The following is a 24,328-nucleotide window of genomic DNA, read 5'->3' as shown; positions in this document are numbered from 1 at the left end:
GGTCACAATATTCACTGTAGCCACAAGGGTAACAAGCACGACAGACATACACTCCGGTCACGATTGGGCCACACCAGGTATTTGCCTGCTGGGCCCTATCGGAGGAGCTTACCCGCTGCTTCGAGCGCGGGACCCGAACTTTGACCACCCGCTACGAAGACCGCAAAAGCAAGATCACCCGCGATCCCGACGAACCAACCGTGCGCGATCTCGTTGTTCGGCCCGAACTCGGCAGTTCCGGTTTTACCCAGTAGGCCGGGGATGTCCTGCAACTGCGTGGCCGTGCCATTGGTGACGGTCTCGCGCATCATCGCCTTCACCTGTTCGGCTACCTGCGGATCCACGGGTTTCGGCGTCGCATTCGCTACACCGGGCTGTCCGTCGAGAAGCGTCGGAGCCTTCAACGCACCACTCGCGATCGACGACGCGACCAAAGCCATCCCGAACGGTGACGCCGTCACCTGCCCCTGACCGATGGCGGATTCGACGCGTTGCGCCGGCGTAGCTGCGAGAGGAACGTTGCCGGTGACCGAGGTCAGCCCCGGCGTCACATAGTCGACACCGAGGCCGTACTGCTGTGCCGTCTGCTGCAATCCGTCGGCGGGGAGTCCGACGCCGAGGCGGCCCATCGTCGTATTGCACGATCGGGCGAATGCCGTGTGCAGCGGGACGTCACCGAGATCGAAGTTGTCGTCGTTCGGAATCTGGCGGCCCTCGATGTTCTCGGTCCCTGGGCACGGCAGGATCGTGTCGGGGGTCGCTGTCCCGGCTTCCAGCGCCGCCGACGTCGTCACTGTCTTGAATGTCGAACCGGGCGGATACAGACCCGTAAGCGCGATCGGGCCTTCGGCGTCCGCCGCAGCGTTCTGCGCGACAGCGAGGACGTTGCCGGTCGAGGGCTGCAACGCGACGATCGCCGCCTGCTGCGGCAACGACGCAAGAGCGTTCTCGGCTTTGATCTGAAGGGCGGAGTCCAGCGTGGTCGCGATGTCCGGTGCTGGCTGCGCGTCGATTCCCGCCAGCGGTTCCACGGATCCGTCGACCTTGACCGACTGAACGGACCAGCCCTTGTTGGCGTCGAGTTGTTGCTGCCACAGCTCCGATACCCCGTTCAGCGCTGGTGACGCGAGCGCGCTATCGGTGGTGAGGAGCCGGGCCTGCGGCGCAAGCGTCACACCGGGCATTGCGGCGAGTTGGGCGGCAATGGGATCGACGTCGGACGCTCGCAACGACACGAGAGTCACCGTCTTACCCTGCGCACCCGCGACGTCGGCTGTGATCGACTGCGCAGTGATCGTCGGAACGATCGGTGTCACGAGCGCTGCGACGGCCGCAGGATCGGCGGTGGCGTCGACGTTCACGAGCGTCACTACCTGCTGCGACATCAATTCGCGTCCGGCACGATCGAACACCTTGGCGCTCACGAGCGCATCGGTCGGCGTGAACCGGATGGTGCGCTCGGCCGCGAGGGTCGGGGCCAAGACGGCGGGGTCCCAGTCGATCCGCCAACCCTGATCGGTCTCGGTGGCCGTTGCAGTTGTCGCATATTGCCACTGCTTCGGTTCACCGTCCGGCTCCTCGGTACCGTCCTGCGTCGTCGAGAAACGCCACGTGGCATCCAGAGTGACCGTCCCGCCCTCCTCGGAGGTGTCCCCGACGGTGAAATCGGGTGTCGCCGTCACCGTCCCCCCGGCGCTCAGACCGTCGTACAGGCCCGTCAGTGCTGCGGCCGCGGCGGCCGGGTCCGTAGTCAGCGCGGCGGCTGCCTCGGCATTTCCACCGTTGACCGCGTCGACGAACTGCTGGGCTGTGGTGTTCGGTTCCGGCGGACCGTCGTCCGAGCAACCGGCAAGTACCAGCGCGGTGACGGCAACGAGGGCGGACACCGTTCTCTTCGAAGTGAGCACGGGACGATCATGCCTCAAACGTGGCGAATATAAGTTTTACGGTGTAATCATGTAATTAGGCTTACACAACCAACGAAGGGTCCGACATGAGACACCAAGGACATAAGTTCGGCCGCCCCGGCGGGTGGCAACAAGCCGACGCACCCGACGCCGGAGATGCCGCGCAGTGGTTCGCCGGCCGACTGCCCGACGAGTGGTTCGCCGGTGCGGCAACCGTCGAGGTAGACCGCGAGGAGATCGTCGTCATCGGTGAACTCCCCACACCCGACGACGCTTCGGCAGCGACCACCGAGGGCCGTATCGCTCGGTTCCGCGAGACGACGCGGCAGGACCGGATGAAGATCGCCGACGAGGCGGAGGCACGGTACGGCCGCAAGATCGCGTGGGGCGTCGCCGTCGATGGTGAGGCCGTACTCTTCACCCACCTCGCAGTTCCGGTGATGACCAGGCTCCGCCAACCCGAACGCAAGGTTCTCGACACGCTCGTCGACGCCGGTGTGGCCCGCTCTCGCGCGGACGCTCTGTCGTGGGCTGTCAAGCTCGTCGGCGAACACACTCAGGAGTGGCTGGGGGAACTACGCGAGGCCATGACCACCGTGGACGACCTACGCAAGAAGGGCCCGTCGTAAACAATGTTGCGAGGCCGGCAACCCCGGTCTAATCTGGGTTTCGCCTTTGTCGCCAACAGATTCGGAGAGGCCATTGCTCTTCTAGAGGTTTCTTACGCCTGCACTCTCGCACGCACACCTCTGGAGCACCTATGCCTACTTCATCCGCCCTACGCATTTCCGATCTCGAGTTCACCTGGCCGGACGGCGAGCAGGTCTACGACGGCCTCGATGTCGTATTCCCCTCTGGTAGAACAGGTCTCGTCGGATCGAACGGATCGGGAAAATCCACCCTCCTCCGACTCGTCGCCGGTGAGCTGCAGGCTCAGCGCGGGTCGATCAGCACCGAAGGAGAACTCGGCTACCTACCGCAGGACGTGACATCGATACCAGGCCGGCGAGTAGACGAGATCCTCGGCCTTCGCGAACTTCGAGAAGCACTGCAGCGCATCGAGTCCGGAGATGGAACCGAAGCCGACTTTTCGACAGTGGGGTCCAGATGGGATGCCGAGGACCGCGCCGTGGCCGTGCTCGACAAGCTCGGACTCGGCCGCATCGTCTCCGCGCGAGCCGATCTCGACCGCACTCTCGGTACGTTGTCCGGTGGGGAATCGATGCTGCTGGCACTGACTGCCGAACTTCTCGCCGAACCCGAGGTGCTCCTGCTGGACGAGCCGACCAACAACCTCGACATCGACGCATGTGCTCGGTTGCACTCTGCCGTATTGGAGTTTCCGGGGGTCCTCGTGGTGTCGAGCCACGATCTCGAACTTCTCGACATCATGGACAGCACCGCCGAAGTGCGCGCCGAGCGCAACGGCGTGCGCTCGATCCGGATGTTCGGCGGCAACTACTCGCATTATCGGTCGGTGATCGACGCCGAACAGCAGTCAGCGGCAGCGGCATTCAGCGATGCCAAGAACGATGTGCGCAAACAGAAACGCGAATTGATCGAGACCAGGACGAAGATCGACAGGCGGGTTCGTTACGGCAAGAAGATGTTCGAGCAGAAACGCGAACCGAAGATCATCATGGGTGCTCGCAAGCGCGCGGCGCAGGTCTCCGCCGGAAAACTGCGCGGAGCCCACGAGGACAAGGTTTCCGACGCACAGGCCATGCTCGACGCGACCGAGGACCGCCTGCGTGATGACCGCGAGATAAGAATCGATCTACCATTGACGAACGTTCATGCGGGGCAACAGGTAGTCGTCATCGAGGATCTCGAGATCGTCGGTCCCGATCGGATCGCGGTGATCGGGCCCAACGGCAGCGGCAAGACGACACTGCTACGAAAGCTCGAATCCGCAGGCCCCTCGGTGCCGTGGCAGTGCCTGCCGCAACGGCTCGACGTTTTCGACGAATCGAGAACAGTGTTCGAGAACGTCGCCGACGTCGCGCCACACGCGTCGAACGAACAGATCCGCGCTCAACTGGCCCGGTTCCTCTTTCGTGGTCACGACTCGGATGCCGTCACCTCCACCCTGTCCGGCGGCGAGCGACTACGTGCCGCGCTGGCACGAATCCTGCTGGCCGAACCGCCGCCGAAATTGCTCATGCTCGACGAGCCGACCAACAACCTCGATATCGCCGGCCGAGCGCACCTCACCGAGGCGCTGGCGACCTACGAGGGCGCACTCGTCGTGGCCAGCCATGATCTGCCGTTTCTACGTGGCCTTGCGCCGACACGATGGATCGAGCTCTAGACCCCATCACCACGGTGGTCCACTGCAGGGTCGATACTCGTGCCATGTCGCGGACTGGAGGGACCATGGCCTGGACGGCTGGTCTCGGCCGGCTGCCGGGTATCGCGACGGCCAGGACCTACCAGCGCGCATGGCTGCGCAGCGACATCACGGCCGGTCTGGTCCTCACCGCCCTACTGATCCCGGCCGGGATGGGGTACGCACAGGCGGCCGGGTTGCCCGCCTACGCCGGGCTGTACGCCACGATCGTGCCCCTACTCGCTTATGCCATCGTGGGGCCGTCGAAAATTCTCGTTCTCGGTCCCGACTCTTCGCTTGCGCCCCTCATCGCGGCAGCGGTAATCCCGCTGGCAGTGACCGACGACCCGAAGAGCGCGCTCGCGCTGGCCGGGATTCTAGGAGTTCTCGTCGGCCTGATCCTCGTGCTCGGCGGATTCCTTCGGCTCGGGTTCGTGACCGAACTGCTCTCCAAACCCATCAGGCTCGGCTACCTCAACGCGATCGCGCTCATCGTCGTCATCGGGCAGATACCCAAGCTGCTCGGGTTCTCCGTCGATGCGTCCGGCGTCCTCGGCCAGGCCAAGGAGACCGCGCAATCGGTCGCGGCGGGCGACATCGATCCCATGGCAGCCGCCGTGGGAATCACCTCGCTTGCCGTCATCCCGATCTTCGAACGATGGGTCCACCGCGTCCCCGGGGTTCTGGTCGCCGTGATCGGGTCGATCGTCCTGTCGGCGATACTCGGACTCACCGAAGACATCGAGATGGTCGGCGCATTACCGGCCGGGCTTCCGCTGCCGTCGTTCGGCGGCGTCGACTGGCGAGATGTAGGACATCTGATCGGACCAGCAGCAGCGATCGCGCTGATCGCGTTCGCCGACACCGGTGTGCTCTCTCGCACGTTCGCGGCAAGGCATGGTGAGGACGTGAACGGTAGTACCGAAATGAAGGCAATCGGTGTCGCCAACATCGCCGGTGGATTGTTCGGCGGTTTCCCCATCTCGGCCAGCGGCTCGCGGACCCCGGTGGCCGAACAGAGCGGTGCCCGCACCCAACTGGCGGGCGTGGTGGGAGCGCTGGCCGTCCTGCTCTTCGTCCTCGTTGCACCCGGCGTCACCGCGTATCTGCCCGATGCGACTCTCGGGGCGGTGGTGATCATCGCGGCCGGGGCGCTGATCGACGTGCGCGGCATGGTCCGCATGTGGCATATGAGCCGTGTCGAATTCGGTCTCGCCGCAGCCACCTTCCTCGGGGTCGCCCTAGTCGGCGTGCTGCAGGGCATCCTCGTCGCGATAGGTCTTTCGTTCCTCGCGGTGGTCGTACGGGCATGGCAGCCGTACCGCACCGAGCTCGTCCGCACGTCCGACCGCCCCGGCTTCCACGACATCGAGCGGCATCCGGACGGGCAGCGCATCCCAGGGCTGGCCATGGTTCGCTTCGACGCGCCGCTCTTCTTCGCGAACGGTGAGATCTTCGATCAGTACGTACGTTCGGTGGTGGCGGATGCGCCGTCCCCGGTCGAGTGGGTAGTCATCGCCGCCGAGCCCATCACCGGACTAGATACCACCGCCGTCGACGAACTCGTCGACCTCGATCAGAATTTGGCGAGCCGCGGGATTCGGTTGATATTTGCCGAGATGAAGGGCCCGATCAAGGATCGACTCATCCGTTTCGGGGTGGGCGGCAGATTCGACACCTCGCGTTTCTATCCCACAGTCGAAGCAGCCGTGGAGGACTTCCAGCGGCGCGTGGAGAAACCGTGATCGGCCCGAACGAAGACGCCGTCTCTGGTGGTGCTTCGAAAAGTCATCTGAACAATTGAGCAGATGATGAAATTTGGGGTTAGTGTTCGCTGGTGACCGTTCCGGCTCCCGAGGGGAGCAACACCGATATGAACCAGAACGTCGCCATGCACATGAGCGACGGCATCATCGATCTCCCGACCTCGCTCTTGTTCGGACTCATCGCCCTCGTGGGTGTCGGAGTGTGTGCGTGGAAGGCACGTTCGGAACTCGACGAGCGCACCGTGCCCATGGCCGGGCTGGTCGCCGCGTTCATCTTCGCCGTCCAGATGGTCAACTTCCCGATCCTCCCCGGCGTCAGCGGACACCTGCTCGGAGGCGCGCTCGCTGCCATCCTGGTCGGACCGTTCACCGGCGCACTCTGCGTGTCGATAGTGCTCGTCGTTCAAGCGCTGCTCTTCGCCGACGGCGGATTGAGCGCCTTGGGAGCAAATATCACCAACATGGCACTGATCGGTGTTGCCGTCGGATACGGCGTTGCCGTCGGACTGCGACGCGTCATCCTTCGGCGGGAGAACCTGGCCGGGCTCGGCACCATCGCATTCGTGGCTGCCCTGTGCGGCACGGTCGCCGCGTCGGCCGGGTTCATCGTCGAATACTCGCTCGGCGGCGCCTCCTCGACCTCGGTCGGGACCGTCGCGGCGTACATGCTCGGCACCCACACTCTCATCGGCATCGGTGAAGGAATCATCACCGCACTGACGGTTGTCGCGGTGGCGCGTGTGCGACCAGACCTGGTGCACCTCCTGCGTACTCGCAAGCAGGTAGCGGTATGACGCGCAGGTTCTACGTCGGCTTCGCGGTGGCGGCTCTGCTGATCGCCGGAATCGTCTCCTACTTCGCCAGTTCACACCCCGACGGTCTGGACTCGACGACTCTGCAGGGCTGCCAGGTGGTCGAAACCGACGCCGGTGAGGCGCTGACCGGATCGTGCATAGCTCAGTCTGCGACCGACCATGGAATGACCGGTACACCCTTGGCGGACTACACCATCGGCGGCCGTGATTCGCTCACCGGTGTCGCTGGCATCATCGGGGTCATAGCCACATTCGCGGCTGCCGGAGGACTGTTCTGGCTGATCGCACGGTCGCGGCACAGTCGAGCGGACTGAACAGGCATGGGCATCGCGCTGTATCGCGAGATACGTTCACCGCTGCACGAGGTGCCCGTCGAGGTCAAGATCGTCTGTGCCGTCGCCACCGTCCTGGCAGTAGTCGCGACTCCGCGAGAAATGTTGTGGCCCTACGCTCTGTACGCGATCGGCCTTCTCTGCCTGTGGCGCACAGCTTCCATCCCGTTGACGTGGATCGCCCCTCGGATGCTCATCGAGTTACCTTTCGTCGTACTCGCGGTGTTGCTGCCGTTCGCGGAGGGCGGGGACAGAATTGCTGTTCTCGGCATGGAACTGTCGACATCAGGACTATGGGCTGCATGGGGCATCATCGTCAAAGGCACTCTCGGCGTTGCAGTCTCCCTGACACTGGCCGCCACCACCGATCCTCGCGAACTACCCGTCGGTCTCACGAGGCTTCGCGTACCGTCCTTCATCGCGACCATCGTGGTACTGATGCTCCGCTACGTGGAACTGCTTGCCGCCGAGGCAGATCGGATGCGGATCGCGCGCTCGGCCAGAGGCGATGACCCGCGGGCCTTCCATCAGATCGCGGCTACGGCCCGTGGCGTCGGTGGATTGTTTCTCCGGTCCTACGAACGCGGTGAGCGCGTACATCTGGCCATGGCCTCCCGCGGGTTCGACGGCGCAATACCCGCAATGGACGGGATCGCAGGGGTCTCCGTCGCCGCAGTCCGGCGTGACTGGATCCTGGGCACTATGCCGGCGGTCGTTGCCCTCGGAATTTCATTGGCAGCATGGCTGGTCCGATGAGCCTGAAACTTCACGATGTGTCCTTCGCCTATCCCGACGGCACGGCCGCATTGACCGCACTGAACCTCGAGATCGCACACGGCGAACGCGTCGCCATCCTCGGTCCCAACGGAGCAGGAAAGACGACGCTGATGCTTCAGCTCAACGGCGTCCTCACCGCAGACCAGGGAACCGTGGACGTCAGTGGAATCCGTCTGAGCAGCAAGACAGTACGTGAAATCAGAAGACTCGTCGGGATCGTCTTCCAGGATCCCGACGACCAACTGTTCATGCCCACAGTCGCACAGGACGTCGCATTCGGCCCCGCCAACTTCGGTGTCACCGGACCCACGCTCGTCGCTCGCGTCGCCGCAGCCCTGAAGGTCGTCGGCATGGCCGATCATGCCGACCGCAACTCCACACACCTTTCGGGTGGCCAGCGTCGACGCGTTGCCCTCGCCACGGTCCTCGCCTGCGAACCGGACATCCTCGTCCTCGACGAGCCGTCCGCCAATCTCGATCCGGTCGCGCGTCGCGAACTCGCCGAGACGTTGATGGATCTCGACACCACGATGCTGCTGGTCACGCACGATCTGCCGTATGCCGCTCAGTTGTGCACGCGGGCCGTCATTCTCGACGACGGCGCACTCGTCGCGGACGGACCGATCGCGGACATTCTCGGTGACACCGAGCTCCTCGCCCGGCACCGTCTCGAACTACCGTGGGGGTTCTGCCTTTCCCCCGAACGAAGTTGATACTTCGATGTCAGTTCAGTTCGCGTAGCTCTCGGCGTAGCAACTTACCGGTGACCGTCTTGGGAATGTCTTCGACGATGGTTACATAACGCGGATACTTGTAGGCCGCGATCCGTTCTTTTGTGAACGCAATGAGCTCCTCGGGTGTAGCGGTCTGTCCGGGGCGCAAGCTTACGAAAGCCTTCACGGTTTCACCGCGGTACTCATCGGGAACACCGACCACGGCAGCTTCGCGGACCGCGTGATGCTCGTAGAGCACGTCCTCGACCTCTCGTGGCCACACTTTGTAGCCACCGGCATTGATCTGGTCCTTCTTCCGATCGACTATGTAGAACCAGCCTTGTTCGTCCATATAGCCGACGTCCCCGGTATGTAGAGCACCACCGGGCAGAGCTTCTTCCGTCGCCTCGGGCTTGTTCCAATACCCGGCAACTACCTGCGGCCCTGCAATGACGAGCTCGCCGATCTCGCCAGGCGCTAGATCCTTGCCTTGGTCGTCGACGATGCGCACCACGGTGTTGTAGACCGGTACCCCGATAGACGTTGCCCCAGTCGCGGGATCGGCGGGCGCAACAGCCCCTAGTGGGACCGCGTGCGACGGCGATGTGGTCTCGGTGAGTCCATAGATGTTGTGTATGTAGTGTCCGAAGGACTTCTGGAATGCGGCAATCGTGCTCGGTGGAATCGGAGCACCGCCGGAGTAGATCTTCGTCAAACTTGCGAGCGCATCTTTCTCCGCGTTGGGAGCGTTCATCAAAGCAATGAATACCGTGATCGACCCCACGGTGAACGTGGGTTTTTCGGCTTCGATCGTCTTGATCGTCTCTACCGGGTCGAGTCTGTACATCAGCACCAGCGGTGCCCCGACGAGCAGCGAGATCGCAATGTGTCCGATCAAACCGGTGACGTGAAAGAGAGGTGCTATGCCGAGAATGACGTCATCGGAGCCGATACCGATCCAGTCTCGGTACGTCTGAGCATTGAACACCACGTTGCGGTGAGTGGTCATAGCCCCCTTGGGCGGGCCGGTGGTTCCCGACGTGTAGGTCAGAAACGCCACGTCACCAGGAGCCAAAACCACGGTGGGACAGACTTTTCCATGAAATCTCTGTATGAGTTCGGTCATATCGACGGTGTCAGGACTCTCGATTCGCTCCACCTCGGCGAGGAATCCAGGGTGACCGCCGCTCTGGTACTCCAGCTCCGAAGTCGTGATCACTGTCCGCACCTGGGTTTCAGGTAGGACCTCCGCTGCGATATCGCGGTAAAGAGTCTCCAGCGCGACGAGTACCGTTGCACCGCAGTCGATCAGCAGTTGTTTCAACTCTCGTTGCCGGTTCATCGGATTGATCGAGACAGCGATTCCGCCGGCCTTCCACGTGCCGATTTGGGCGATGACGAACTGCGGGATATTCTGGGCGTAGATAGCCAGTCTCTCACCGGGTACGAATCCGGCTTCGGCAATTCCCAGCGCAAAGGCATCGGACAGCTCATCGAGCTCGCGTAGCGTGACCCGGCCGTCGAAGTAACGGATGATGTCGCCGTCCGGATTTCGCTCGACTGCCGCTTTGAACATGTCCAGCGCGTTGTCGAACTCCACCTCGATCTGGGCGGGCTGCCCTGGCCCGTATCGACTCAACCAAATCTTGTCGTCATACACGCTCATGCTGGAATCTTTCAACGAATTACGATTGGATTGACCGGGGCGCCGGTCCCATTGACTACTTTGAGCGGGGCGGCCGTGTAGAGAAAGCTCCACCTGCCATCGGCGGAACAGGCATCGGCCAGATCATCGAGCCAGGCCATTTCGGTAAAGACGACCCCCAGGTTGCGCATCAGCGCGCAATGAAGCGGCAGCGCGACACCGGACTCGGGGTCGTTTGTTACTTCGTTGGCAATGGTGTCGGTGACGAGGTTCGCAATCTCGCGGTTCTGGAACCATTCCACCAGCTCGCGCGAGTACGTCAATCCCGGTTCGCAGAACTCGTCATAAAATTCTTTCGGGTTGTTCAGCTCATACCAGTAGTTCATCCAGCCGGTCCGAATGAGCAGGATGTCATGGGGCTCGATGGTTACGCCTTGAGCCTGTGCAGCAGCTTCCAGATCGTTGTGATCGAACGTTTCTTTCTTGTCCAAAGAGTCCTTGCCGCGGTGCCGCGCCATGTCGATGAGGACACCTCGGCCAACGACACCCTTTTCCGCTATGGGGAGCACCGACGCCTTTTCCATCTTCCCGACGGTTGTTCGCGCGTCGTAACCGTTCCACAACTTGCCGTCGTACCAGACGTGCCCCAGAGCGTCGTACTGCGTGGAACCTTGCAAGAACATCAGAGCGGTGTCATCGGCGTAGTGCAAGCCACCAGGAAATGCCGGCGCACCATCTCCATCCCAGGAGCTTTCGTCGAGCACGTTCTGTCGCTGTATGCCCTCTCGCGCCGGCCAGAGAGGATCGCCGGGGCTTTCCGTGCGTCCCATCTGAATCTGCAGTGTGAACGTCTCACCTGACTTGATGTGCTGCACGCCGCGCAACACCTCGCTCGTGTCGAGGTAGTTCAAGGTGCCCAATTCGTCATCGGAGCCCCATTTTCCCCAGTTACTAGGGGCGTTGTCACCGAGTAGTTCGTGCATCTCGGGGGCGGCTTCAGACATTCGATCTCCTCAGGTTCACAAACGACCCAGATCATTCGAGCGATCGCTCGGTTGGTGTTTAGATTATGATCTAACTCACGTTAGGCTTTGTCAATAGCCTGTCCAAGCCCCTCTCACTAGACCTGATTTCAACGTTCGAGTCCGCTAGTTTAGAATTCCTAAACAATCTACGGGAGGCGCATCACAGGTGAGAGAGGACAGGGAGTCCAGCCATGAGGCTGACGCCGTCTTGGGAGCGCAGGTGCGTTCGGCGAGGACGGCACAGAAGTTGAGCCTACGGGCACTATCCGGTGCGCTCGGAGTGAGTCCGGCGACTGTGAGCCAGATCGAGACCGGCAAGACCGGAATCAGCGTCGTGCGCCTCAATCGAATCGCTGAAGCACTGCATATCACCGTGCCGCAGATCCTCGACATCGTCGTCGACGTGGAAACGCAGCATGCACCGGCGATGCCGCTTGCGGAGAAGCCAAGGACGACATCGCCGAATCTACCCAACTGGCGTACCTATGCCCCGTTGGATTTCGACCCGGTTCTACGGGCGGCCCTCGAGGAAATCCTGGAAATCGGCTATCACGGCGCGAGCGTTCGCAGTATTGCCGCGAGATGTGGGCTCTCGGTTTCCGGTATCTATCACTACTACACGAGTAAACAGCACATGCTGGTTACCATTCTCGACCACGCAATGACGGAATTGCATCAGCGTAGCGAGGCCGCACGTTCCGAGGGGCAAGATCCGGTTCAGCGCTTCTGTCTGCTCATCGAGCATCTTGTGCTCTTCCACACGCACCGGCGCGAACTCGGCTTCGTCGGATCGAGTGAGATGCGAAGCCTCGACACCGACAATCGCCTAAGGGTCGCAGACCGACGAAGAACGCAGCAACGGATGGTCGACGAAGAAGTCACGGGCGCTGTCGACGAGGGATTGTTCCGCAACGACCGCCCCTACGAAGCCTCCCGAGCGATCGTGACCATGTGTACCGCGCTCCCCAACTGGTGGCGCCCCGACGGCCCTCTCAGTGCGGAACAAGTCGCAGAAGACTATGTCGGATTCGCCCTTGATATCATGAAATACGTTAAGTAGCAACGCGAGTGGCGCAGCACGCTCTACTTCAGCCCGGTGAACTGATCATCACGCCACTCGGCCGAGAGCACCTCGCCGGAGTCCTCGCGAGCCCGGAGTTCGACGCGTCGAATCTTGCCAGAGATGGTCTTCGGCAGTTCGAAGAACTCGATCCTTCGGATCCGCAGGTACGGGGCCAGATGCTCGCGTGCGTACTTCAGGATCTGAAATGCAGTCTCCTCGTTCGGTTCCCAGCCTGCTGCCAGGGCCACGTACGCCTTCGGGACCGCAAGTCGTGTTTCGTCGGGTGCCGGTACGACAGCAGCTTCGGCGACGGCGGGGTGCTCGATCAGCACGCTTTCGAGCTCGAACGGTGACACCTTGTAATCCGAGGCCTTGAAGACGTCATCGGTGCGACCGACGTAGGTGATGTAACCGTCTTCGTCGCGGGAGGCCACATCGCCTGTGTGGTAGTAGCCACCGGACATGACTTCCTCGTTGCGAGCCGGGTTGCCGAGGTATCTCGTCATCAGGTTGAACGGCTTCTTGGCCAGATCGAGACAGATTTCGCCTTCGTCGGCTTCCTCGCCGGTCACCGGATCGATGATGACGACCGGGATACCCGGCAACGGACGGCCCATGGCGCCGAACTTCAGTTTCGCTCCTGGCGTGTTCGCTACCAAGGCAGTCGTTTCCGTCTGACCGAAACCGTCGCGAATGTTGAGGCCCCACTCGTTCTGCACCCTCGAGATGACCTCGGGGTTCAGCGGTTCACCTGCGCCGATCGCTTCGCGCAACGCGCCACCTCCACCGGAGATGTCGGCCTGAATGAGCATGCGCCACACGGTCGGTGGAGCACAGAAGGTCGTCACCTCGGCGCGACGAATCTGGTCGAGGAGAGCGCTCGCGTCGAAGCGCTTGTAGTTGTAGATGAAGATGGTGGCTTCGGCGATCCACGGCGCGAAGAAGCAACTCCACGCATGCTTGGCCCAGCCTGGTGAGCTGATGTTCAGGTGAATATCACCCGGCTTCAGACCGAGGAAGTACATCGTGCTCAAATGCCCTACCGGATAGGACACCTGCGTGTGCTCGACGAGCTTGGGCTTACTCGTCGTTCCCGAGGTGAAATACAGAAGCAAACGGTCGGACGGGGCAGTCACGGTCTCGAACGGTTTCGGACTCTCGATGTCGTAGGCTGCGCGTAAGTCGGTCCACCCGTCTGCATCTCCGACCGCGATTTTCAGGTAGTCCCCAGGCACGTCCTCGAACTTGGACGTATCCGTTGGGTTCGCGATGACGGCTCGCGCCTGGCCGCGTTCGACTCTGTCGGTGAGATCCGCTGAGCCGATCGCCGTGGTAGTCGGCATCAATACGGCGCCGAGCTTCATGACCGCGAGCATCGAATCCCACAGCTCGACCTGGTTTCCGAGCATGAGAATCACGGAATCCCCGCGGCCGATACCTAGCCCGGAGAGCCACCGAGCCACCTGGTCCGAACGGTGCGACATCGATTCGAAGCTGTACTTCGCTTCGGACCCGTCTTCTTCGACGATCCAGAGCGCCGTCTTCTCGTTGCCCCGGGCGATAGCGTCGAACCAGTCGATTGCCCAGTTGAACCGCTCACCCAGGTCGGGCCACTGAAAGTTCGATACGGCCGCGTCGTAGTCGCCGTAGGCATCGAGAAGTAGATCTCTTGCCGACTTGAAGGCGTCGTGTTCCGTCACGTTCGTCATGTTTCTCCCTGCTGTGGCGCACGTCTCTCGCTAGCTCGACTCACGCTATGGCTCACAGCTACCGATGCGCTACCCCCGAACAGGGGTACCGCCCCCGGTCAGGTTCGAACGTCCACGTAGTGCAGCGCGTCACCGAGTCGAGAGAACACCACCAGGTCGGGGTCCTGGCCGATGATCTCGATGGACCTACGCGTGGCATGGGTGTTGGCGACGATCGCCAGCGCAGTCAGCATGTTGCCCCGCACGAGGTCGACGAGGCAGGACAGCCCCGACACCCCTAAAAATGTGACTCCGCGAATATCGACGATGAGCGCACCGATCGCCGAGTTCGATGCACTGAAGAGTGCAGCCCGGAACTCAGAGACCGTCCCGAGGTCGACTTCACCGCTGACGACGAGGCGGAGACACTTTCCGTGCCTGCTCTCGGAAATATCGAGGGTGGGTATGCCGAGAGGTGGGGATGGATCCAAGATGACCAGGCGTGGCACACCGCGCGAGAGCATCGAGCGCGCATCCGACAGACCTGACATAGTGGCCACCTCTGGGTCGTAGAGGAACCAATCTTGCATGGCGTCGATGTCGGGCGAGCAACAGGGAAGATAACAGAACAGCCGACGTTGAATCACGGATCGATAACGTCGGCCCTGCGCGCGGCGGAAGCTCGGAGGGCACCGAGTTTCCGCGCACGTACGAGAAAGCCCCTAGATCCGCTCGCCGGTTTCCGGATGGAACAGGTGAACAGCGCCGTCGAGCCTGCTCAAACCGATGCTCTCACCAATCTTCGCCGGCGCACGCACCGCCGAGCGCGCGACGAGAGACACCGGTCCGCCGTCGAGCCCCTTGACCTTGGGATCATTCAGATGCGCGTACACGTAGGACTCGCTGCCGAGCTCTTCGATCAGATCCACCTTGCTCTCGAAGCCCTCCCCCGTGCCATGCACGATGCCGAGCTGCTCGGGCCGCAGGCCGATCGTCACGTTGTCGAGACCGAGGCTCGCAAGCTTGGTGAGCTCCTCGCGCTCGAGCGGCAGCAGAAAGTTTCCGATCTGTACACCACCCGATCCGATGGGAACCGTCATCAAGTTCATGGCAGGCGAGCCGATGAAGCCGGCCACGAAAGCGTTGACAGGGTGGTCGTAGAGATCGGTTGGGCTGGCGAACTGCTGCAGCTTGCCCCCGCGCAACACTGCAACGCGATCGCCCATCGTCATCGCCTCCACCTGGTCGTGGGTGACGTAGACGGTCGTGGTGCCGAGTCTTCGCTGCAACGCGGCGATCTGTGTACGAGTCTGCACACGCAGTTTCGCGTCGAGGTTACTCAACGGCTCGTCCATGCAGAACACCTGCGGTTCACGAACGATGGCGCGGCCCATGGCAACTCGCTGACGCTGACCACCGGAGAGCTTGCCCGGCTTGCGATCGAGGAAATCCGTCAGGTCGAGAATCTTCGCCGCGTCGGCCACCTTCTTCTTACGTTCCTCGAGCGGAACACCGCGCATCTTGAGCGCGAAACCCATGTTCTCCCCGACGGTCTTGTTGGGGTAGAGGGCGTAATTCTGGAACACCATCGCGATGTCGCGATCCTTGGATGGGACGCCGACCATGTTCTGCCCACCGATTTCGATGGCGCCACCGTCGATCTCCTCGAGGCCGGCGAGCATCCGGAGGGCGGTGGACTTTCCGGAACCGGAAGGTCCGACGAGGACGACGAATTCGCCGTCCTCGATGTCCAGATAGAGTGAATCGACAGCGAGCGAGTCGGCACCTTCGTAGACGCAGGATGCCTCTTTGTACTTGATTGCAGCCATGACTTGTTCTCCTGGTTCGTGAAAGGGCCGAGTTACTTGATGGCGCCGAAGGACAGACCGCGCACGAGCTTGTTCTGCGCAAACCACCCAGCAAGGACGACGGGGAGTGCTGCGAACGTCGCAGCGGCGGACAGCTGGGCCCAGTACAGACCCTGGCCGGTGATGAATCCGACGAGATAGACCGGAATGGTCTGTGCCTGAACAGCGGTGAGGTTGACTGCGAAGAAGAACTCGTTCCACGAGAAGATCACGCAGATCAGCGACGTCGCGGCGATTCCAGGAGAGACGAGAGGCAGAATCACCTCACGGACCGAGGTCCACAGCGACGCACCGTCCATGCTCGCGGCCTCGAGCAGTTCGCTCGGGACCTCGAGGAAGAACGAACGCATCATCCACACCGCGATAGGGAGGTTCATCGCGGTGTAGAGGATCACCAGCGTCCAGATGTTGTCCAACATGCCGATATCACCGACGATGACGTACAGCGGCACGATGGCCGCGACGACCGGGAGCATCTTGGTAGAGATGAAGAAGAACAACACGTCCTTCGTCTTCTTCACCGGCCGAAGCGACAACGCAAACGCAGCCGGAACCCCCAGCAGCAGAACGAGAAGCGTCGATACGATCGTCGCGAAAGCAGAATTGAGCAGCGCAGTGCCGATACCGCTGTCGAGTACCCCGCGGTACTGATCGAGCGTCGGGGTGAAGAACAGTTTCGGTGGGTCGGAGTACGCGTCGGCCTCTTGCTTGAAGCCGGTGAGGACCATCCAGAGCACCGGGAAGAAGAAGACGATCCCGGCGACCCACGCAACGACAGACCAGATGGTGCCCGGCCCCCAGTTGCTCTTACGCTTGATCGCCACGCCGTCCGAGGTCTGTGGCACTGCTTTCTTGCGCTTGTTGTTCGTGGTTGCGGTACTCATCACGCAGCCTCCTCGTTTCCACTGAAGCTCTTGAAGATCAGTCTCAGCGCCAGAGTGCTGACGATGATGGTGGCGACCACGGTGACCACGCCCATAGCCGCGGCCTGGCCGATGTCGAACCCGAGGAACGCACGCTGGTAGATGTAGAAGGGCAGGTTGGCGCTGGCGACGCCAGGTCCGCCGGAAGTCATCATGTACACGGCGTCGAAGGTGTTGACCAGGTAGATCGCCCCGAGAACGGCACCGAGTTCGATGAAGCGTCGTAGATGCGGGAGCGTGAGTTCACGGAAGAGCTTGAACGGCCCCGCGCCGTCGACGCGGGCAGCCTCGGCGATGTCCTTCGGCATCGACTGCAGCCCGGCGAGGATCAACAGCATCATGAAGGGCGTCCACTGCCACACCAGGTTCGTCATCACCGCGGCCAACGGAAAGCGCGAGACCCAGTCGATCTGGCCGACGCCGAACGGGCTGAGAGCGAAGTTGATCAACCCGAAGACCGGGTCGAACATCGTGGTCTTCCAGATCAGCGCACCGGCAACCGGGGTGATCAGGAACGGTGTGATCAGCAGTGTGCGAATCAAGCTGCGGCCGATGAACTTCCGATCGAGCAGCAACGCGAGGAAGAGCCCCAGAATGACCGAGATGAGGACGGTTCCGACGATCATGATCACGGTGTTGAGAGCGACCTGACGGAACTGACTGTCACGGAACACGTCGACATAGTTGTTGAGCCCGTTGAATTCCTGCGACCCAGGCCGAACGAGGTTCCATGATTGCGTCGAGTAATACAGCGTGAACAGGAACGGCACCTGGGTGACGATGATCGCGAAGACCATGGCCGGAAGCAACGGCCCGCGACGGCGCCAACCCTCCGCTTTCGAGATCACCCTCGGTCTCGGTACGAACTTTTCCGAATCCGCTTGTGGCGAGTGCACTTCGGTTGTGGTCATCCCTGGCCCTCCTGATACGTCTTACCGACCACTTCGGCGTATTGCTGCGCCTGAGCGAGCGCGTCCTGGACGCTGATCTGTCCTGCCACTGCAGCGCTGATCTGTTGACTGACGCGGGTTCCGAGATCCTGAAATTCCGGGATGGTCAGAAACTGCACTCCGGTGTATGGAACCGGATCCACGGTCGGCTTGTTCGGATCCGCACCGTTGATGGAGTCGAGGGTCACCTGGCCGTACGCAGCCGATGCTTCCTTGTACTCGGGAATCTCGTAGGTCGACAAGCGGCTACCCGGGGGCACACGCTCCCAACCCAATTCGTTACCGACCTTGTTCAGGTATTCCTTGCTGGTCATCCACGACACGAACTTCCACGCTTCGTCCGGATTCTCCGACGTCTTCGGGATGCCGAGAGCCCACGAGTACAGCCAGCCGTTGTCGCCCTTGACCGCGCTCGGTGCCTTCGCATACCCGATCTTGCCGACGACGTTGCTCGACGTGGGATCCTCGAGCACCGACACTGCCGAGGTGGCGTCGTACCACATAGCGGTGTTTCCCTGCGAGAGCTGAGTACCGCACTCACTGAATCCGCTGGTCGCTGCGCCTGCTTGACCGTGTGTGCGAACGAGGTCGACGTAGAACTGGACGGCCTCTTCCACCTGCGGACTGTCGAGCTGTGCGTTCCAGTTCTCGTCGTACCAACGTCCACCGAATGCGTTGATGACCGTATTCAAAGGTGCGAGAACTTCGCCCCAGCCCGGCTTTCCGCGAAGACAGATTCCGGAGACATCGTCATTGTCGAGCTTCGCGGCGGCATCGGCGACTTCTTGCCAGGTGGGCTCCTCGGGCATCGTGATACCCGCCTCCTGCATGAGGTCCTTGCGGTACATCAGGAACGAGGACTCACCGTAGAACGGCACCGAGTACATGCTGCCCTCGTAGGAGAGCGAGTCCTTCAGTGTCGGAATGAAGTCGGCCTCGTCGTAACCGGGAGTTTCGTTCGCGTACTCCGAAAGATTGGTGAGCCAACCGTTCGCGGCCCACTGCGGGGTCTCGAAATTACTGATCATCACGACGTCGAACTCTCCGCCGCCGGTCGCGACGGAAGCAGTGATCTTCGCGCGCGCCTCGTTCTCCGACAATGACACGAACTTCAGGTTGATCCCTGGGTTCTCTGCCTCGAACTCCGGTGCCAGCGAAATAGCGTCGGACATCTGCGAGTTCGAGACGATGGCCACGGTGATCGTCGTACCGTCACCATCACCGCCGAACGATCCCGCGCCGGCACAGCCGGACAGCACCAAGGTCATCGCGCACGATGCCGCGACGGCCACTTTCGGTAGAACTCTCACTTGGATACCTTTCCCTCTGGGTCGTTCCTGCAGGCTCCACTGTCAGCCTTCGTGTGCGCCATCAGCCAACGCGCACTTTCGATATCGGTCACCAGCACGGTTGCGAAGCCTCCGCGAAGCGCTCCGAGAATCGCCTGATGCTTCTTGCTGCCACCGGAGATCAGGATCGCCCGATCACAGTCACGGATTGCGTCGAGTCCAACCGATACGGTCCGCCCCGGCAAGGATCCACCGGTTGGTGTGCCGTCGAGGTCGAAGAACCTGCCGCCAATCTCGCCGACGGCGCCGAGCTGGCGCAGTTCGTCGAGAATGTCCAGGTCGATGAAGCTGCCCTCGAACAGGGTCGTGGACGTGGAAACGGGACCGAGGCCGTACATCATCACATCGGCCTCGGTCCCGGCTTGGAGGGCGCGCGATATCACCGAATCCTGCTGCAGTGCAGTCACCGTGGCCGGGTCGGCGTACAGCGGCGCGTTGAGGCGCACCGGCCTCGCCTGCAGGTACTGCGCACACCGCCCCAGGGTGTATTCGACGCCGGTTTGATAGTCGGCCGAACTCATCGAACCGTCGAGTTGAACCACGCGGTCGCATCGCGCTCCACGCGTCTTGAGCGACTGGGCGACGGCGACAGTTTCCGGCCCCCAGGTGAACCCGAGGACGTCGGCACCCTCCAGTCGCCGCGAGAGCATCGCCGCGGCGGCCCGCCCCAACGATCCGTACCCGGTGTCGGTGCCGTCGATGACATCGGGAACGACAAGCACTTCGGTGAGGCCGAATTCTCGCTCCAAATCAGCTTCGATGTCCGCGTGCACGGTGCCCTGGAGTTCGTCGGGCACATTGATCTCGATGGTCACCAACCCCAGCGCTCGCGCCTTGGCAACGAGTCGGCCGGCGGTGGGACGCGAGATTCCGAGTTTCTTCGCGATCTCGGCCTGAGTCGCACCTTCCAGGTGGTACATCGATGCCGCACGGAGGGCGAGGCGGAGGTCGTCGCTCGACTTCGACGAGCGCTGCACTGCCGTTACCTCGGGGACCGATGCGGTCACGAACACTCCCTAGACTCAATGAGCAGATGCTCACAATGTGTTCTTCTGCTCATTAAGCTAACATTAAGGTGTGATCTACACAACACCTACCAGTATTGGAGTCGGCGTGATCGAAGAAGCGGAAGCAGGGAGATCTTTGTGACACAGTCCATGCAGGTCAGCGTCCTCAGCGGTCCGCAGGAGATCCGTCTGGAAAGCCGCCCAGTGCCCTCCCCCGCGGCGGACGAGGTTCTCGTGCAGGTCACCGCGGTCGGCGTCTGCGGTTCCGATGCTCACTACTACCGCGAAGGCCGCATCGGCGATCACGTCGTCAACGGGCCTTTGGTGCTAGGTCACGAAGCTGCCGGGGTAATCGTCGCCGTCGGATGCGCCGTCGCCGATACGCGCATCGGGCAACGGGTCTCGATCGAACCGCAGCGCCCCGACCCGACGAGCGCACAGTCGCGGGCGGGCCGGTACAACCTGTGCCCGTCGATGGAGTTCTTCGCCACGCCACCCATCGACGGCGCGCTGGCAGAGTACGTTCTCATCCAATCGGCGTTCGCGCACTCGGTTCCCGACGAGATTTCCGACGAGGCCGCGGCATTGTTCGAGCCGTTGTCGGTGGGGATTGCGTCGGCGCAGAAGGCAGGCATCACAGCCGGGTCGAGTGTGCTGATCGCAGGCGCCGGTCCAGTAGGCCTCGTCACTGCCCAGGTGGCTCGCGCGTTCGGCGCCACCACGATCATCGTCAGCGACATCGCACCCGACCGCCGCGAGAATGCGGAGAGATTCGGCGCAACGCAGGTGATCGACCCGATGACCGAAGACGTCCGGGCTCTCGACGTCGACGCGTTCATCGATGCGTCGGGCGCGCCCCGGGCAGTCGTCGACGGCATCCACGCCGTCCGTCCCGCAGGCACGGTCGTCCTGGTAGGGATGGGCGCGTCGGATTACGCGTTGCCGATGTCGTTGATTCAGAATCGTGAACTGGTCCTCACCGGGGTCTTTCGTTACGCGAACACCTGGCCGATCGCTCGCGAACTCGTACTCTCCGGCCGCGTCGATCTCGACGCCATGGTCACCGGGCGCTACGACCTCGCACACGTCGAGGATGCGCTCAACGCCGACGCACTGCCGGGAAGCATCAAGGCAGTGGTAATACCGTCCTCGCACAAGGAGACCGACGCATGAAGCTCAATTCGCACACCCTCGCCGACTTCATCGAGGACGTCGAGGTACCCACTTACGACAGATCCGAAGTCACAGCCGGGATAGTGCACTTCGGTGTCGGCGGATTTCACCGTGCACATCAAGCAATGTATGTGGACCGGCTCCTCCAGCAGGGGGAAGCGTCCGAGTGGGGAATCTGTGGCGTCGGAGTACTGCCCGGGGACCAAAAGATGCGGGACGTCATGGAGGCTCAGAACTGCCTCTACACGCTTGCGCTCAAGCATTCCGACGGAGCGTGGGACACCCGGGTGATCGGCTCGATAGTCGAATACCTCTTCGCACCCGAAGACGCAGATGCCGTCATCGAGAAGATGGCGGCCGAAAGCACCAGAATCGTCTCGCTCACCATCACCGAAGGGGGATACAATTTCTCGGCCACGACGGGTGAGTTCGACACCGCCAGTCCAGCGATCGCGGCGGATCTCGAGCCGGGTGCGACGCCGTCGACCACGTTCGGTCTCGTCGTGGCAGCCCTTGCGCGCCGTAAAGATCGGGGACTGAAGCCGTTCACTATAATGTCCTGCGACAACATCGAGGGCAACGGCCACATCGCGGAATCGACGTTCACCACGTTTGCTCGCCTGAAGGACCCCGCTCTCGCGGAGTGGATCACCGCCGAGGGCGCCTTCCCCAACTCGATGGTCGATCGAATCACCCCGGTCACCACTCCCGAAGTGGTGCAGGAACTTTCGGACCGTTACGCACTCGACGACCAGTGGCCCGTCGCAGGTGAGCCGTTCACACAGTGGGTACTCGAAGACAAGTTCACGCTCGGGCGTCCGGCGTTCGAACACGTCGGAGTTCAGGTCGTGGACGACGTCACTCCGTACGAGTCGATGAAGCTCCGCCTACTCAACGCGAGCCATCAGGCGCTGTGCTATTTCGGCTACCTCAGCGGATACCGACTGGTGCACGAGGTTGCACAGGACTCGTTGTTCGCCGAGTTCCTGTTGGCGTACATGGACGACGAGGCCACCCCCACACTCCAGGCAGTTCCCGGTATCGATCTGGGTGAGTACAAGAAGACGTTGATCGAGCGCTTCTCGAACCCGGAAATTCGGGACACTGTTGCACGCCTGTGCGCCGAATCCTCGGACCGAATCCCCAAGTGGCTGTTGCCCGTCATCCGCACCAACCTCGACAACGGCGGACCGATCACGTTGGCTACCGCAGTGGTCGCGAGCTGGGCTCGGTACGCCGAGGGCGTCGACGAACAGGGTCAGCCGATCGAGATCGTCGACCAGCTGAAGGATTCGCTCGTACCGCTCGCGCGCAAACAGAAGGACGATCCGACCGCATTCATCTCCAACCGAGCAGTGTTCGGTGATCTCATCGACAACGAGCGATTCGTAGCGGAGTACACCAAGACACTCGCCTCGCTCCACGAGCACGGCGCCCGAGCGACCTTGGAAGCACTCCGTACGTGAGAGGACGCAACTGAGCGATCGCCGCTAGCCTCAATACCGTTTACTTAGAATGACAGGGGTGTTATTCTTTGAGTCATGCCACGTGTGGGATGGGTGAAACCAGATGATTCTCAGCGGTTGACGGACCATATTTCGTTGGGTGTGTTGACGCGGGTGTTTCCACCGGATGTGGTCGACGAGGTGTTGGTCGAGTGTGGCCGAGTGGAGCAGCGGTCGCGATTGTTGCCGGCGCGAGTGGTGGTGTATTACGTTCTGGCACTGGGATTGTTCTCCTCCGATTCGTACGAGGAGGTCATCCGCAAGTTGGTTGCAGGTCTCGAGTGGGCCTCTGGTTGGTCGCACCAGTGGACGGTTCCGACGAAAGCGGCACTGTTTCAGGCTCGCAGACGGTTGGGGTCCGAGGCACTGAAGATGTTGTACGCCAGAGTTGCTCAACCGTTGGCTGATCGCAATGTCGCAGGCGATTTCTATCGTCGATGGCAGTTGACCAGTATCGACGGGTTGACTTTGGATGTACCCGACACCGCAGTGAATGTGGAGTATTTCGGTCGACCACCGTCCTCGCGTGGCGGTGGACGTGGTGGGGCATTCCCACAGGTTCGCGTCCTGGGACTGGCCGAGTGTGGCTCGCACGCGATCATCGACGTGGCACTGGGGCCGTACAAACAGGGCGAGCAGACCCTCGCCCAATCGGTGACCACATCGATGACAGCGGGAATGCTGGTACTGGCCGACCGCGGCTTCTTCAGCTACTCCCTGTGGAATCGATGCGCCGGGACCGGAGCCGATCTGGTGTGGCGAATGAAGTCGAACGCGATACTGCCCGTCGAGACACGCTACGCCGATGGATCTTTCGCCTCACACATCTATCCTGGCACGACCGCACGCCGCAACGACCGCGACGGTGTCGCGGTCCGCGTCATCGAATACACCCTCGGCACCACCGATCCCGATACGAGCACCGACACTGCGATCGACGACGTCGAGCAACGCACCTACCGCCTGCTGACTACGATCACCGACCCGCAGGACGCACCCGCCGACGAGGTCGCCGAACTGTATGCCCAACGATGGGAAATCGAGACCGCATTCGACGAGCTGAAAACCCACCAGCGCGGACCAAGGGTGGTCCTACGATCGAAAACCTCCGACGGCGTCCTCCAAGAAGTTTACGGACATCTCTGCGTGCACTACGCCATCAGATCTGTAATGCATTCCATAGCAGACCATTCCGGACGAGATCCAGACAGGATTTCGTTCACCCGGACCCTACGGGCCGCTCGCCGCAGCACGACGAGCCACCCGGGTTTTTCCCCCTGACACCCACACCGACGCCCACCGCCGCGTCACAGCAGAAGTCGTCCGCGAACTACTGCCCATCCGAACCCACCGAGCAAACCCCCGCGTCGTCAAACGGAAGATGTCCGTATTTCACGTCAAACACCCACACCACCGAGGCGCACCACGCATCGACCGCCGACCCCGTGTCCTCGCTGCGCAGTCCCTACCACCACCGTAAGTAAACGGTATTG

21 protein-coding genes are annotated in these 24,328 nt (G+C 61.9%); 11 read left to right on the top strand and 10 right to left on the bottom strand.

What is annotated here, in order from left to right:
* Window positions 1-95 precede the first annotated feature (95 nt).
* Complete coding sequence (locus BJD99_RS13035) at window positions 96-1,907, bottom strand: penicillin-binding transpeptidase domain-containing protein (protein WP_084347281.1); 1,812 nt, start codon at window positions 1,905-1,907, stop codon at window positions 96-98.
* Between the two features lie 86 nt (window positions 1,908-1,993).
* Here BJD99_RS13035 and BJD99_RS13030 point away from each other — a divergent pair, with 86 nt between their 5' ends.
* The 7 genes from BJD99_RS13030 (at window position 1,994) to BJD99_RS13000 (ending at window position 8,639) form a co-directional block, all read left to right on the top strand.
* Window positions 1,994-2,536: a hypothetical protein gene (locus tag BJD99_RS13030; RefSeq protein WP_084347280.1), complete on the top strand. Its 543-nt coding sequence runs from the start codon at window positions 1,994-1,996 to the stop codon at window positions 2,534-2,536.
* Window positions 2,537-2,667: 131 nt separating this feature from the next.
* The gene (locus BJD99_RS13025) at window positions 2,668-4,218 is read left to right on the top strand and encodes an ABC-F family ATP-binding cassette domain-containing protein (protein ID WP_179142325.1); all 1,551 of its coding nucleotides are present in this window, start codon (window positions 2,668-2,670) and stop codon (window positions 4,216-4,218) included.
* A 65-nt stretch (window positions 4,219-4,283) separates the two neighbouring features.
* The gene (locus BJD99_RS13020) at window positions 4,284-5,981 is read left to right on the top strand and encodes a SulP family inorganic anion transporter (RefSeq protein WP_084347279.1); all 1,698 of its coding nucleotides are present in this window, start codon (window positions 4,284-4,286) and stop codon (window positions 5,979-5,981) included.
* Between the two features lie 146 nt (window positions 5,982-6,127).
* Window positions 6,128-6,796, top strand: a complete 669-nt coding sequence (locus tag BJD99_RS13015) for an energy-coupling factor ABC transporter permease (protein ID WP_179142334.1) — start codon at window positions 6,128-6,130, stop codon at window positions 6,794-6,796.
* Window positions 6,793-7,131 carry a PDGLE domain-containing protein gene (locus BJD99_RS13010; protein WP_084347278.1) on the top strand — a complete coding sequence of 113 codons (339 nt, stop codon included), beginning with the start codon at window positions 6,793-6,795 and terminating at the stop codon, window positions 7,129-7,131. Before BJD99_RS13015 ends, BJD99_RS13010 begins: the two co-directional genes overlap by 4 nt.
* A 6-nt stretch (window positions 7,132-7,137) precedes the next feature.
* On the top strand, window positions 7,138-7,905 hold the full coding sequence (cbiQ, locus tag BJD99_RS13005) for a cobalt ECF transporter T component CbiQ (RefSeq protein WP_084347277.1): 768 nt from the start codon (window positions 7,138-7,140) through the stop codon (window positions 7,903-7,905).
* Complete coding sequence (locus BJD99_RS13000; RefSeq protein WP_084347276.1) at window positions 7,890-8,639, top strand: energy-coupling factor ABC transporter ATP-binding protein; 750 nt, start codon at window positions 7,890-7,892, stop codon at window positions 8,637-8,639. The genes cbiQ and BJD99_RS13000 overlap by 16 nt, the downstream gene beginning before the upstream one ends.
* 10 nt (window positions 8,640-8,649) lie before the next feature.
* On the opposite strand, the gene BJD99_RS12995 is transcribed toward BJD99_RS13000, so the two are convergent.
* Entirely contained in the window at window positions 8,650-10,305 is a 1,656-nt protein-coding gene (locus BJD99_RS12995; RefSeq protein WP_084347275.1) for a class I adenylate-forming enzyme family protein, read from the bottom strand.
* 11 nt (window positions 10,306-10,316) lie between these two features.
* Window positions 10,317-11,288, bottom strand: coding sequence for a cyclase family protein (locus BJD99_RS12990; protein ID WP_084347274.1), 972 nt, complete (start codon window positions 11,286-11,288; stop codon window positions 10,317-10,319).
* A 187-nt stretch (window positions 11,289-11,475) separates the two neighbouring features.
* Here BJD99_RS12990 and BJD99_RS12985 point away from each other — a divergent pair, with 187 nt between their 5' ends.
* Window positions 11,476-12,369 carry a TetR family transcriptional regulator gene (locus BJD99_RS12985; protein ID WP_256895659.1) on the top strand — a complete coding sequence of 298 codons (894 nt, stop codon included), beginning with the start codon at window positions 11,476-11,478 and terminating at the stop codon, window positions 12,367-12,369.
* Window positions 12,370-12,392: 23 nt separating this feature from the next.
* On the opposite strand, the gene BJD99_RS12980 is transcribed toward BJD99_RS12985, so the two are convergent.
* The 7 genes from BJD99_RS12980 to BJD99_RS12950 form a co-directional block, all read right to left on the bottom strand.
* A complete protein-coding gene (locus BJD99_RS12980) occupies window positions 12,393-14,081 on the bottom strand; it encodes an AMP-binding protein (protein ID WP_084347272.1) in 1,689 nt (562 codons plus the stop codon).
* Window positions 14,082-14,179: 98 nt separating this feature from the next.
* A complete protein-coding gene (locus BJD99_RS12975) occupies window positions 14,180-14,611 on the bottom strand; it encodes an STAS domain-containing protein (protein ID WP_179142324.1) in 432 nt (143 codons plus the stop codon).
* Window positions 14,612-14,782: 171 nt separating this feature from the next.
* Complete coding sequence (locus BJD99_RS12970) at window positions 14,783-15,889, bottom strand: ABC transporter ATP-binding protein (RefSeq protein ID WP_084347270.1); 1,107 nt, start codon at window positions 15,887-15,889, stop codon at window positions 14,783-14,785.
* A gap of 32 nt (window positions 15,890-15,921) precedes the next feature.
* On the bottom strand, window positions 15,922-16,812 hold the full coding sequence (locus BJD99_RS12965; protein ID WP_084347269.1) for a carbohydrate ABC transporter permease: 891 nt from the start codon (window positions 16,810-16,812) through the stop codon (window positions 15,922-15,924).
* On the bottom strand, window positions 16,812-17,762 hold the full coding sequence (locus BJD99_RS12960; protein WP_084347268.1) for a carbohydrate ABC transporter permease: 951 nt from the start codon (window positions 17,760-17,762) through the stop codon (window positions 16,812-16,814). The genes BJD99_RS12965 and BJD99_RS12960 overlap by 1 nt, the downstream gene beginning before the upstream one ends.
* The gene (locus BJD99_RS12955; RefSeq protein WP_373270542.1) at window positions 17,759-19,069 is read right to left on the bottom strand and encodes a sugar ABC transporter substrate-binding protein; all 1,311 of its coding nucleotides are present in this window, start codon (window positions 19,067-19,069) and stop codon (window positions 17,759-17,761) included. Before BJD99_RS12955 ends, BJD99_RS12960 begins: the two co-directional genes overlap by 4 nt.
* Before the next feature lie 38 nt (window positions 19,070-19,107).
* The gene (locus BJD99_RS12950; RefSeq protein ID WP_084347459.1) at window positions 19,108-20,157 is read right to left on the bottom strand and encodes a sugar-binding transcriptional regulator; all 1,050 of its coding nucleotides are present in this window, start codon (window positions 20,155-20,157) and stop codon (window positions 19,108-19,110) included.
* 150 nt (window positions 20,158-20,307) lie between these two features.
* Between BJD99_RS12950 and BJD99_RS12945 the strand changes: the two genes are divergently transcribed.
* The 3 genes from BJD99_RS12945 (at window position 20,308) to BJD99_RS12935 (ending at window position 24,116) form a co-directional block, all read left to right on the top strand.
* Window positions 20,308-21,330, top strand: coding sequence for an NAD(P)-dependent alcohol dehydrogenase (locus BJD99_RS12945; protein WP_084347457.1), 1,023 nt, complete (start codon window positions 20,308-20,310; stop codon window positions 21,328-21,330).
* The gene (locus BJD99_RS12940; protein WP_084347266.1) at window positions 21,327-22,796 is read left to right on the top strand and encodes a mannitol dehydrogenase family protein; all 1,470 of its coding nucleotides are present in this window, start codon (window positions 21,327-21,329) and stop codon (window positions 22,794-22,796) included. Before BJD99_RS12945 ends, BJD99_RS12940 begins: the two co-directional genes overlap by 4 nt.
* 75 nt (window positions 22,797-22,871) lie before the next feature.
* The gene (locus BJD99_RS12935) at window positions 22,872-24,116 is read left to right on the top strand and encodes an IS4 family transposase (protein ID WP_084347123.1); all 1,245 of its coding nucleotides are present in this window, start codon (window positions 22,872-22,874) and stop codon (window positions 24,114-24,116) included.
* Window positions 24,117-24,328 lie beyond the last annotated feature (212 nt).

Source organism: Rhodococcus sp. 1163 (genome assembly GCF_002091985.1).
GTDB lineage: Bacteria > Actinomycetota > Actinomycetes > Mycobacteriales > Mycobacteriaceae > Rhodococcoides.
This window is presented reverse-complemented; position numbering and strand designations above follow the sequence as displayed.